At 44.3% G+C, this 13,686-nt stretch carries 4 protein-coding genes; all 4 read left to right on the plus strand.

Annotated elements, in window-relative coordinates; genetic code table 11:
- The first annotated feature begins 269 nt into the window (after positions 1-269).
- The 4 genes from HY960_04685 (at position 270) to HY960_04700 (ending at position 13,183) form a co-directional block, all read left to right on the plus strand.
- Positions 270-527 carry a hypothetical protein gene (locus HY960_04685; protein ID MBI5215026.1) on the plus strand — a complete coding sequence of 86 codons (258 nt, stop codon included), beginning with the start codon at positions 270-272 and terminating at the stop codon, positions 525-527.
- A gap of 17 nt (positions 528-544) precedes the next feature.
- Complete coding sequence (locus HY960_04690) at positions 545-2,989, plus strand: T9SS type A sorting domain-containing protein (GenBank protein ID MBI5215027.1); 2,445 nt, start codon at positions 545-547, stop codon at positions 2,987-2,989.
- Between the two features lie 520 nt (positions 2,990-3,509).
- A complete protein-coding gene (locus tag HY960_04695; GenBank protein ID MBI5215028.1) occupies positions 3,510-6,656 on the plus strand; it encodes a T9SS type A sorting domain-containing protein in 3,147 nt (1,048 codons plus the stop codon).
- Positions 6,657-7,021: 365 nt separating this feature from the next.
- Entirely contained in the window at positions 7,022-13,183 is a 6,162-nt protein-coding gene (locus HY960_04700; GenBank protein ID MBI5215029.1) for a T9SS type A sorting domain-containing protein, read from the plus strand.
- Positions 13,184-13,686: the final 503 nt, after the last annotated feature.

Raw genomic sequence — 13,686 nt, forward strand, 5'->3', positions numbered from 1 at the left:
GACGTAAAGTCTGCGGCTACATCATATCAGACTTATGAGACAGCCCCCAATGAATAAATGATGTGGAGAGTCCGATTTTGAGATGGAATCTACGATGGGAAATTTGGGTATTTTCTAAAAAGGATTTATGAAATTCCCTTAAAATCAAACAAAACAAAGGAGATTCGAGGATTCTCAAAAATCTTCAACTTTGAAAAATATTTTTTCTTGGAATGTAGATTTTGATAAAAATTTCTATTATATTCCTCAGCGAAATATCAGTAGCCGACTTGAAGAAGAAAATCGAGATTCATCTTCTCGTTGGTGCTGTGGTTTCGCACCTTGACAATCTTGAACAGGAAGTCGTATTGAAAATTTGGGACAAGTATTGTGTGTATGAAATGCGAACTGTGTGGGTGAAAATGAACTTCTATTGTTCAGGAGAGTTTTACAGAAACAGAAAATACAAAACGGAGAAGCGCGTTTCTGCGCGCCGGTTTCCGCTATTCGTTCAATTATCTAACATAATTTTTTCACAAAAAGTTTAACAAACTTCGAGAGTAGAATGAAAAAGTCTATACTACCTTTGTTGTTGTTGACCCTCTTCGTGGGGCAAACTCTCTTAGCCGATTGGCCCTGCCAAACAACTCAAAACGTCGTTGTCTCAATTAACAGTGGGATACAATGGAACCCGCGCATCGCTTCCGATGGAAAAAGCGGGGCAGTTGTGGTCTGGCAAGACCGTCGCACAGGAATCGTTGACAAAGTCTTTGTACAACGAATCAACAATCTTGGAAATGCAATGTGGCAGGATGGAGGAATTCCTCTTTCACTCAGTTCCGCCTATCAGGTGTTTCCACAAATCTCCGGCGATGGAACCGGCGGGTCGTTTGTCACGTGGATGGAAAACCGTAATGCCGTTGACTATGATATTTTTGTTCAGCGTGTCACATCGAACGGATTAACGCTCTGGAATCCGGGCGGCAACATCGTTTCCAACTACGGCGGTCATCAATATTACCCGATGATTGTCCGCGACCTCGGTGGTCAGGATGGAGTGATTATCGTTTGGCAAGACCAGCGAAGCGGGAACTATGATATTTACGCTCAGAAGTTTACCGGACTCGGACAGGCAATGTGGTCATCCGGCGGTGAAGTTGTTATTCAAATGAATGGCGACCAGGTGAATCCTTCAGTCATCAGCGATGGTCTCGGCGGCGCAATTATTACATGGACAGATTTTCGTTCCGAAAGCGGAACTTCGGATGTGTTCTGTCAGAGATTACTTTCTGACGGGCGATTAGCATGGGTTCGTGAAGGTGTTCCGATTGCTGCGTTGACCAACGACCAACTCGCGCCACAATTAGTAACAGATGGAAAGAACGGCGCTATCATCGCATGGCAGGATAGACGCAGTGCAAGCATTGACAAAATTTTTGCACAACGAATAGATAAAGACGGAATTCAGCGCTGGATGGAAAATGGTGTTCCGCTGGCTTACTCAGCCGGAATTCAGGCAACACCGAAACTCGTCAGCGATAATCTTGGCGGCGCAATTGTAGTGTGGCAAGATAACAGAACCGGGAATGATTATGATATTTATGCCCAATATATCAATCAATACGGGCAGATGAAATGGTCAACGGAAGGATTATCGGTTTGTGTGATGAACGGTCAGCAATATAATCCTACGCTTGTCTTTGAAGGTTCGTCCGCGCTTATCACATGGCAAGACAAACGGAATGAGGTAGATTTTGATATTTTTGCACAACGCATCAATTTATTCGGAGTTGCGTTGTGGTCACAAAACGGAAATCCGTTGCATACGAATTCATTCGACCAGGTGAACCCCCAACTCGACACCGATTTACTACGCGGCGGAATTGTCGTCTGGACTGATTACCGTGTCGGCGGCGGAAACACAGATTTATTTGCACAACGCATTGGTTCGAACGGAAAAATGGCGGGCGGATGCTACCGTTCGTTTACACAGGATAGTTTAGCGCAACGTTCGCTCCGTGTTCGTACGCCGATTCCCGGTACGCGTGCGCTTCGCGTTCACATGCCGAACACGGGAAATGTTCGCGATACAGTTTGGAAACGGGGCGCATTTCAGGATGGACTGATTGTTGGTGTTGACCGCCCGATTCGCTCTCGCGATTATGGTTGGATTTGGATTTCCATTCCGCATAACGTCCGACGAGCATTACCGATGCGCGGAACTCCCCGACCTTTCCGGTATCTTTCTTATCGTGATTTTAATAGTGTGTTGAGAAATCCACATGCTGCGCGCTACACAAACAGTCTTGTCGGCGAGTTGATAGCGTTGAAGCACAATATTGCCGCAAGCGATTCCCGTGTGACAGATCCGGGATTTGGAGATTTAGTCTATCGTGACCCAACGGGCAGACCGAACCCGTTAACGAACAGGTCAATGAGACAAATCGTCCCGTTCCTTGATAGTGCATTGACGTTCTGGCGAGAATACACGTGGCTGAACTATGCACAAGCAGATACTGCATTGAAAGCCATCAATAAAGCATTCAGCGCCAGAGTGGATACGTTCTCTACGATTCCTTTGAGAATCAAGCCGGTGAAAGCGCTTTTCTCTGTTCCGAATTTAATACCGAATCCCGACACTGCGCTTATGGCTCCGCCGATTGTTTATTCTCCCATGACAATTGATGAAGAAGACAACATCACAGAGCCGTTCGAGTATGACTTACTTCAAAATTACCCGAATCCATTCAATCCGGCAACAACGATTGAGTTTTATCTGACAGAACGTGCAAAAACGTCGCTTCGCGTCTATAATACGCTCGGTCAGGAGGTAGCGGTACTACTGGATAATGTAGATTTGGAAGCAGGAACACAGACCTTCGATTTCGATGCCTCCTCTCTCACTTCGGGTGTGTATTTCTATCAGTTAGTGATGGAACAATTTCCGACAAATGCAGACGAAGAAGTATATCCGGTAACGGTTATGAAAAAAATGGTCTTGATGAAATAAAATATTTTTGTAAAAAATTTTGTAGTAAAAAAAAAAACACTTATATTTGTGTGGTGTGAGTGAGGCCCCCCCTGTCGTAATCAAGTCGCCTCCCCTTGGTTCGACCGCCTCGCTCGCACCTTTTTAGAGTCGGGTCTTCATACCTCTTGGAGCCCGACTACTTTTTTATAGGGGCTGTCTCATAAGTAAGATCAATTGTAGGCGCAACCTTTATGGTTGCGTTTCCAAATCAAAAACGCAGACGTAAAGTCTGCGGCTACATCATTATCAGACTTATGAGACAGCCCCTTCGTTTTTCCCTTGGTTCCTTCTTTTTTTATTGTAGAAAAACTCAATATTGTTCTTGCATATTAGAACTGATTTTCTTACAATTGTGCTGTCTCCACTCTGCCCTTCAATCAACCTTTAAATCACTCAACGGCAAGCGGAATCAATTTAATCTACCACAATCAACCATGAAGTTGAAATACGAAGAGTTACCTCATTTCGTTTACACTCACATTTCTTTTTGGAGAAATCTATGAAACGTCTTATACCTTTTTTTATTCTCATCCTTATTCTATTCACACAAGTTGTCAGCGCCGATGTAAAATTTTCCAAGCGATATAATCGCCTGACGAACTCGTGGCACATGTATCCTGAAGTTACTATTCATGATATACAATACAATCAACTTGACTCATTACTTCAGGCAACAACTATACAACAGGGGAATAATTCAAGATGGCATCTACAAACAGCAGATAGAGTCGAATCTGCTACTACTATAGATGATACTGTTACAATTGTAGGTTTGTGTGTAGTTCCACCAAAGATAATTGGTTACACAGCTGTTGGATTTACTATGGTCCTGTATGATACAACAGCGAACCCCAGTGAATGGGCTGGAATAATAGTTAGATGTAATGTGTCAAGTACCTCGCCGGGAGATTCTGCACAAAATATTATTGATGGATTTCTAAATGTTGAGCGCGGTGATGTTATCCGAATTACTGGAGTACTTTCTGAATTTCCAGTAGGGAATATGAATAGTTTAACTCAATTCCAACCGGTACCCGGAATTTCTATAGACATTATTGATTCAAAACCTTTACCTGCTACTATTTTAAAAGGCGACAGTATTGAACAATTTTATCAAGGGACATATATCTCAACTGGTCCGTATAACGTCCAGTATCATACTGCGGAAAAATATGAAGGGATGATAGTTGAATTTCGTGACCTTGTTATTACGGGCTATGCAAATGTAGGTGGAAGAAATGCCATTATCATGAATGACCCTGATGGTAATACGCTGGCAATGCATGATGCTTCACGTTGGTTTACTGTTACTGGTTCATGGAAAGATCCCTCGTCAACATGGACATTACCCCCTGTGTTCGCTGTAATAGATACCATACGCGGGGTCATGATTCAAATATCAGGAACGAGTGGGACGTATGGGTATGTTATTGCACCATTGTTTCCCGGAGATGTCGTTTTTGGTGTCGCGAAACCCACACTTAACAGTCATTCCCGAACACCAAATATTATTAAGGAAGAACAAACATTTAAAATACAAGCGCGCGCACGGATGACAACTGGAGGATGGCCCGTAGAAAGTGTGGCTGTCAAGATGAGTATCAATTATGGTTCATTCGAAAAATATCCGATGGAAATGATTACCTTGGACTCAATCTATGAAGCATCGTTCCTGGATTTACCTCCGAATTCATTTGTCAGATACTTCATTGAAGCAACAGATACGGGTGGACAGAAGTCACGCCTTGCGTATCAAGGCGTAGGAATCCTAGGAAGTGATACGTCGCTTGGCTTTTTCAATTTTACAGTTCTCAATCATGACCCCACGATTAGAGATATTCAATATACTCCATATTCACATGGAGTAAGCCCATACTATGGTGCAACTACTACTTTGCGCGGCATTATTACCGCAGACTCTGCAGACATGGAATTAACTGCACATTCGAGTATTTATGGCACGAATGCCTACTATATGCAATCCGGAACTCTGCCGTGGAGCGGTATCTGGCTTGTCTCGGCAGTCGGTGATACTTCATTAGGTAAAGTTAGAAGAGGGGACAGTGTTTCTGTCAGTGGTACTGTAGGGGAATTGAATAATGTCACTCAGATATATAACATACTAAACACAGCAACAATTATCTCGTCGAATAACCCATTACCTTCTCCACTTACTCTGCCAAGTAACACTTTTGCAATTGGCAATCCTGCCGCCGAGCAGTACGAGGGAATGTTAGTCAGAATCGTGAATGCGAAGGTAAATAATTTAGCTCCGATATTTTCTGACCAAAAGTTATTTGAAATTGATGACAATTCTGGCGGTGTATTGATTGACCCGGATGGAAAAAATATGTATACAAATATTCCAGGAGATTCTACGGTTGGTAGAACGAATATTCTTTACCTCAATGATAAAGTTGATACCCTGATTGGAGTAGTATTTTTCTCCGGAGGAAGCAGGTATGCTATCTGTCCTCGACAAAACTCTGATTATGTTGCTGGCGAACCGTACGAATACAGTCAAGGATGGAATCTTGTCTCGGTCGCACGTGAGCAAACGCCCGGACAAACCGGCTACAACGTTTCCCGGCTCTTCCCGACGGCAACTTCTCAGCCATTCATGTTTGCCGGCGGTTATCTTGCCGATACGGCAATCTGGCAGGGAATAGGATATTGGTTGAAGTTCGGTTCCAATCAGGTGGTGCGACAACTTGGAAAACCGTTTACGCTCGATACCATTGAAGTCGTTTCAGGATGGAACCTTGTCGGAATGTTGGGAGAAGCAATTGCGTCCAGCACGGTTGATGCACTTCCCGAAGGAAATGCTCTTTCGTCATTCTTCGGTTACGATAACGGTTACGACGTTGCAACAACGCTCAACCCGACACAGGGCTACTGGGTGAAATCGGATATGGATGGAAGTATTATCCTTTCAACAACAGGATTTGAAAAATCCAATCGCCCGGTTGATATGAACCAATTCAACTCGATTACCATTACATCGAAGAACGGAACGAAGCAGACGTTGTATTTCGGAAACAATGCGGAAGGAACAATCAACCTGAAAGCGTACGAATTACCACCGACTTCTCCCGAAGGGACGATGGATGCGCGATTTATCTCCGGCAGAATTCTCGAAACATATCCGTCGCGGTTGATTTCTCCGGCGCAGTTTGCTATCGGTTTGAAAAATGCCGAAGCGCCGTTGAAGGTGCAATGGAACATTGCTTCCAATGATTTGAAGCAGTTCGTTCTCGCAGAAGCGAAAGGCGGAAAAACAATCACCATGAAAGGTTCAGGCGAAGCAAGCATCTCGAAAGCGAGTGACTTGTTGTTCCTCACCGTTTCGGATGGCGGAGTGATGCCGAAAGAATTTTCACTCAGCCAGAATTACCCGAACCCGTTCAACCCGTCAACACAGTTCGTGGTCGGAGTGCCGCAAGCCTCGCATGTGGATGTTGGCGTGTATAATATTCTCGGACAAAAAGTCGCAACGCTCGTGAACGAAGACCGCGATGCAGGATTCCACACAGTGGTGTGGAACAGCACGCTGGAAAACGGTATGCTCGCATCGAGCGGCGTCTATTTTGTGAAGATGAACGCCGGCGAGTTTTCTGCGGTGAAGAAGATTGTGTTGATGAAATAATCCTTTTTTTCACTCACGCAAAGCAGCGAAGTCGTAAAGGGTTTCTTCCCTTTTTGCCCTGCGATTTAGCCGCTTTGCGTGAGGATATTTAACACAAATTTAACTTGGCTCTTTACCAATTTTTTCATAACTTTACACCGAACATTTAGTACCCCAAACGCTTCTCAGCAGAACAATCAACAACAGCATGACAATGTACAGCATTTTTCAGGAAGTAGTGTCTCCGTATGCAAATTGAGAAAACCATACGACGACAAGAGAACACAGGCGAGGCGGCTGAGAGCATTCCACACGATTTTTACAAACCTATTTTTTTAAGACAATTCACTAATTCACTAACCATAAACAACCAAAAAGGAACGTTTATGAAACAACAACTAAACATATTTACACGGCTCTTCGTTGTCGCTGTAGTTGCTATTCTGACTATGGGAACGATGGCGCAAGGGCAGTTATTAACAAACGAAAACTTCGACTATAGTACGGGCCAACTGACCAACGTAAATGGTGGAGGTAATGTCAGTGGTGGTAACTGGGTAAGCTATTCCGGAACAACACTACCATTACAAGTAACAAGTGGAAGTTTGACTTTCACAGGTTATGCCTCTTCTGGTGTTGGGAATAAGGTTGTGACTCAACCTGGCTCAGCCGAAGATGCCTATCGACAATTTACAACGCAAACTACGGGAACAGTTTATTTTGGTTTCCTTCTTAACGTAACATCAACAACTGGGATGGTTGCAAATACTAGTACAACGGGGGACTATTCTTTTGCACTTACTCCAAGCAATTCAACCTCAGCATTGAACGCCCGAGTTTCTGTTAGAGTAGGAAGCGTTGCCGGTACATATAATCTAGGGTTACGCGCTTCATCTTCGAACACGACATCTACATTTAAATCTACAGATTATGCCACAGGAGTTACCCACTTAATTGTAGTCAGTTATCAAATTGTTGATGGTGCTACAAATGATATTGTGAAAATGTGGATTGATCCTGCTATTGGCGGAAGTGAATCTACTTCAGATTTATCTCAGACAGCGGGAATAGATCTAGCCGATGTTGCTCGAATGGCAATTAGGCAAGGTACAAACTCTGTTAATTCAGAAGTTGATGGTATTCGCATCGGTACAACTTGGGAAAGTGTTACCGGTGCTACCGGTGATGCAAACTCCGACATCGTTGCCGCAGGAAATGAAACATCAAACATTGATTATGCTTCATTCCAACTTGGCGCAATCGGTGCAACAACCGATGCTGTTAAAGTTTGGTCATTCACCATTCGTGATGGCGGCGGTGCTGCTGACGCTGATGCATTGCCAACTATTTTGACTGGGGTTACAATTGATAAAGGTGGTATTGGAAATCCATCGTGGGCAAGTACTATTCGTCAAGCCGCATTGTACAACGGTTCAACGGAAGTTGGAGAAGTCAGCGTAACGGGTGAAACAATTTCTTTCTCCGGATTAAGTCTTTCAACGCCGGATGATGGCTCGACTACTCTCGATTTATATCTGACGTTTGAAACAAGCGCAACAGATAATTCTCAATATCAATTTCAAATCACAAATGCGAATGTAACAGCACAAGGATTTAATGCTTCAACGTTCTCTGCATTCTCTGCTCAAACAAGCAGTACAACAAGCGATGCAAACAGAGTTGAAGTCACTGCAAGTAAATTGACATTCACTACCAATCCGGCGGCATCAGTCGCACAGAACGTTAATTTTGCCGCGGCTGTTACTGCCTACGATGTGAACAACAATGTTGACCTCGATTTCACGGGCAATGTTACTGTTGGTGTACAAACGGGAACAGGCGCAGTTTCTTCAGTTGCTGGCTTAACACAAGCGGCAGCAAGCGGCGTTGCTTCATGGAGTGATTTGCGATATAACACAGCAGAAACAGGTGTCCAGTTGGACGCAAACTCAGGCGTTTTAACAGAAGGTGTCTCTTCATCGTTTGATGTTGTCGGTCTTTCTGCGGCTTCTGATATCGTTGCCGGACCAAACAGCGACCTCGCTTCATTTTCTTCATTGATTGATTCACAGGGGGAACAAGTTGAAGTCTATGATATTACCATTCGTGATGGCGGCGGTTCAGCCGATGGCGATGCTGTTGGTACTATCGTTGACCAGATTGTGTTTGGTCAAAGCGGCGCAAACACCGCGGCAGACTGGTCACAATATATTCAGGGCGTCGAACTGTTCAACGGGCTTACGAGTCTCGGAACAGGAACGGTTGGCGCAACAACTCTTACGTTCAGCGGCTCACCGTTGGTAGCAACAACCGATGGCGGAAGTGTTGATTTACAATTAAAAGTCTATTTGAATACTTCGATGCCGGCAGGCGCAGAAGGAATTGTGCTTGGATTCAAAGTCAATCAGAATACCGATGTGACAACAAATTCATCCGGTTCACTCTTTGCCGCAGGCGGTTCTGATGTCGCAGGTTCATCAGCGATTAGCGTTGTTGCAACGCAGTTGGGTTTTGGCGCGAACATTGCCAACCAAACATCAGGTGTAGCGTTTGCAACATCCGTGAAAGCAACCGACGTGAACGGCAACCTTGATGAAGATTATGCATCAACAGTTACGTTATCAATTTCTTCCGGTAGCGGCGCATTATCAGGAACAACTTCAGGAGCGGCATCCGGCGGAACTGCCTCGTTCAGCGGTGTTATCGTTACCGGTTCCGGCGACCATGTGTTGGATGCAGGCGATGGTTCATTGTTAACTTCATCGAACATTTTCAACGTAGTATTACCGGCGGCTCCGGCAGTGTTTAAGATTGCCAATTATACTCCGCCTCTCAAATCAAGAACAGTAAGCACTGTTGATACGCTTGATTGGGATGATGCGAATTCGTGGACACAGATTTCAGGGAACGATTTAAACAACATTCCTGATGGTGATGATGATGTTATTCTTGATAACACATTTAAATCAGGAAGTTATGTCTTGTTACTGGCAAATATTCGCCGTGACACAGTGAAAACACTCACGATTGGATATGCAGGAAATACAAACACGATTGAAGCATTGATTCCGTCCACAAGCACACTTTCCTCACCGCTCAGAATCGGAGACGGTGTTGCAGGAAATCATGACTTGTTAATCCTTCAAGGCGGTGTACTGAATAACAGAACAACAACAACATCAAGCACAGCAATTTTTGTCGTTGGTTTCAGCAGTCCCGCACGTGATACAATGACCATCCGGTCGGGTGGTACATTAATTCATGCCTCGAAAACCGGAACGACATACATGTTCCGCGGTAGTCAGGCAAAAGATGGAGATTACGGAACATTTATTTTCGACGTACCGGATAGCAATACAACCTATGCCGCGGTTGCAACAAGCGGCGCATGGTATCCGAATCTTATTTATAAATCTACCAATGCAGGCGGAAAGAAAGCATACAAACCTTCCAACTCAACCGGATTTGGTGATCAGTTTGTGAAAGGTAATTTAACCATTGAAGCCGGCGTTACCGATACAGTCGGCGGCGTATTCAATGAAGCATTGGAATTACATGGCGACCTGATCAACTACGGTACGTTGATGTCGGTTGCTTCTTCATGGGTAGAATTTGCAGGAAGCGATCAACAGGAAATTAGCGGTAACCCCGTAACATTCTACAATGGTTTTGTTATGAACAATCCAAATGGAGTTGCATTGCAAACGAACGTGACTGTTGCAGGTGGAACAGCAACATTCACCAATGGTGATATGTTAACAGTGACAAACTCTGTTTCACTTGACCCGGCAGGAACATTGCTGGAAACAAATGGAACAATCAAAGGAACCGTTACTGCGACGCGTACACTTTCACAAAGCGTGAATAATACATTCGGTGATATCGGAATGGAAATCAATGCACTCAGTGCAGCGCCCGGTGTGACCACAGTAAATCGTACGACGGGTACATTCCTTACAGGAAATGATAATCAATCAATTCGCCGCTTCTTTGATGTTACGACAGCAGGAACACCACCGTTCAATGCAACCGTTGTTCTCAAGTATGCTGAGTCCGAATTGAACGGCAATGATGAAGCAACGTTATTCCTCCACAAATCAACCGATGGTGGAACGACATGGAGCGGAAAAGGCGGTACGCCGAACACTTCGTTAAATAAAGTGACGACGACTGGAATTAATACCTTCTCACGATTCACACTCGCATCGTCATCAACTCCGTTATATGCAACTCATACAATTACAATGCGCAAGTATGAAGATGCGGACGGAGATTTAGGAACTGCCGGTACATTGAAGAAATGGTACATGGAATTATATGAGAATTCCATTGCTCCGGAAAACCTTGTCAACTCAGGGAACTTCAATACAGTGACGACAGAAAATCTCGCCGCAGGTATGTACATTGCCAAAGAAGCTGACAGTTCAGGCTGGGTACATGTCGGTACAATCGTTGATAATGGTTCAGGTGCGGTTTCCCGTTATGGTTCGCACAGTTACGATACAATTGTTGTCGGTGGCGCTGTTCCCGGTACAGTTGATTTCTATAATTCACGTGTTAGCAGTATTACGATTAATAAATACCGCGACCGTGACGGTGATGCAGGCACAACGGGAGACCAGACAGCAAAAGAATGGGGTCTTGCACTCTATAAAGATGCAGTCAGCGGTTCACCGATTGCAGAAGGAAATACATCTTCCCTCGTTGTTGAAAATCTTGCAGGCGGAACGTATATCGCCGTAGAAGCAGACAGCGCAGGATGGTTCCCTGTCGGCGGTTCAAACTACGATACCGTCACCATTGCGTCGAATGAAAATGTTACTATCAATTTCTACAACGTGAAAGCAAACACTCTCACAGTCAGAAAATATCAGGATGATGATGGCGACCCGCTTACGGTTGCAGACCAGACATTAAAGTCATGGTATCTCGAAGTTCACAGCGGTTCTGCATCGGGACCGGTTGTGTTCAGCGGTACAGCATCAAGCATCTCCAACTCAATGTTGGCTGATGGTATGTATTATGTCACCGAAGCGGACAGCACTCCGTGGGTCAGTCTCGGCTTCAAAGTTGATGGAGTGTATGCAGAAAATTCAGCAGGACAGTTTACCGGTAGTGTTGAATTACTCGATGGACAAAGTTCAACATTCGATTTCTTCAACGCACCCGCAATTTACGGAAGCAAATTCCGTACGTTCAATCCGGATAGTATTGCGACTGCACGCGATAACTTCGGAAAGATGGGGAAAGTTGTAAAGAAGAAAGCAGATAAAGTAGAATTCGTATTGTATACGGTCAATGACCAAACCGGTGTGAATGCTTTACACATGGAATTCACGGTTGCAGTTGATACTGCAAAAGAATTCTATACAGAACCTACCTCGTCAGCAGTCGAAGTAGTAAAATCGGGACTCAAGAAATGGAACTTTACCTTTAATTCTCCATTGAATAACGGCGATACAGTTCGTGTGTATGGATGGGGAAAGAAAGGTTCCATCCAGAAAGTTGGTAAATACTATTGGATGAACGGAACAACGAAAGTCGGCGTAGATAAAAAGAATCCAACCTTTACGCTGAATCAACTCCGTCTCCCGATGCCGAATCGCATCAATGTTGCTGAAGAAACATTCGTGCAGGGTGCATTCACTGCAACCAACGGAATGTTGATTGGTGCACGCACGGACAGCGCAAAAGCATACGGCTGGGTCATTATGAAAAAGGCAGGTGACTTGCTCACATCACTTGGTAAACCATCAAAAGACATAGTGAATTTCCATGACAGTGCAGCACATGGCTTTGACAGACTTTCCAACGGAAAAGTTTTCCTTGGAAAGAAAACCTCATTGCCGGCAAAGACTCAGGACAACGTCTTGTTTGCAAACCTTGCCGCATTGAAGTTAAGTATTGCCGCATCTGCTCTTGAAAAAACTCCTATTGGTTTGGGTGAATTGATTCTTGCAGATACGCAAGCAAACGTATTGAACGATATGACGCTCGCACAGATTGCCGTAAAGGGCGATTCCATGATGAGCGGCGGTGTCGGTCGCACGTTTGAATCAGCAGACGCATTTGCGAACCTCAGCAACACCATCCGCCGGGTTCTCGATGCGTTTGAAGGTGATATGGATACTGTGACTTTCGGTTCAAAGTTAGTAACCAAAGGCGCACAGCGTTTGATTGATTGCACAATTCTCCGTGCAAACCCGACGGCAATTCCGGCACGCATCATTCCGACGACAGAAAACATACTGCCCGAAACGTATGCGTTGTACCAGAACTATCCGAACCCCTTCAACCCGGCAACAACCATCGCATTCGACTTACCGTTCGTTTCGAACGTGACCTTGAAGATTTATAACATTCTTGGTCAGGAAGTCGCAACGTTGCTTGACAAACAGGAACTCGAAGAAGGCGCGCAGGAACTCTCGTTCGACGCCGCCAACTTCTCTTCCGGTGTGTATCTCTATCGCATCACCGCCGAATCGGTAGATGAAGATGGAATCAGCAACACGTTCACCTCTGTGAAGAAGATGGTGTTGATGAAGTAACGCATTGGAGTACTGGATAGGTGGAGTAATGGAGTATAGAAATACTCCTATACTCCATAACTCCAACAATCCAAATGTTCATTGATTCAATAGTAAATCCCGTCCCGCTTTTTTGCGGGACGGGATTTTTTTTTAATAGCCTTTCTTTCATCTTCTTCTGTAATGTGTGCTTCATGTGTGTTGTTTTACTGTCCGGTATACTTGAAGGTAATAAGGGAACGATATTTTTATTGTAATAGTTACTAAGGTTTTCATTTGTCGTACTTGTTTCTTAATTTCACATTTCAACTTATCTTCTCGTACTCGTTTGCTTTTTGGACAAAGATATTTTCTATTTGAAACCTTAGTAACACTAGAAAATACCTTATCCCCGCTATAGACACCCCAATAATCATGTAACCTATTGAACAATAACGCGTATGACTGTTAGACGAATTCACCGGATGGGTGAAATATCAGGAAAATAGAACTTTTCACATTGATGCGAATACAAATAGTACCAA

Source organism: Ignavibacteriota bacterium (assembly GCA_016212665.1).
GTDB lineage: Bacteria > Bacteroidota > Ignavibacteria > UBA10030 > SZUA-254 > FW602-bin19.

Excerpts from the sequence above, each read along its gene's own strand:
- HY960_04690 (MBI5215027.1), top strand. The coding sequence starts at position 545 with ATGAAAAAGTCTATACTACCTTTGTTGTTGTTGACCCTCTTCGTGGGG.
- HY960_04695 (MBI5215028.1), top strand. The coding sequence starts at position 3,510 with ATGAAACGTCTTATACCTTTTTTTATTCTCATCCTTATTCTATTCACA.
- HY960_04700 (MBI5215029.1), top strand. The coding sequence starts at position 7,022 with ATGAAACAACAACTAAACATATTTACACGGCTCTTCGTTGTCGCTGTA.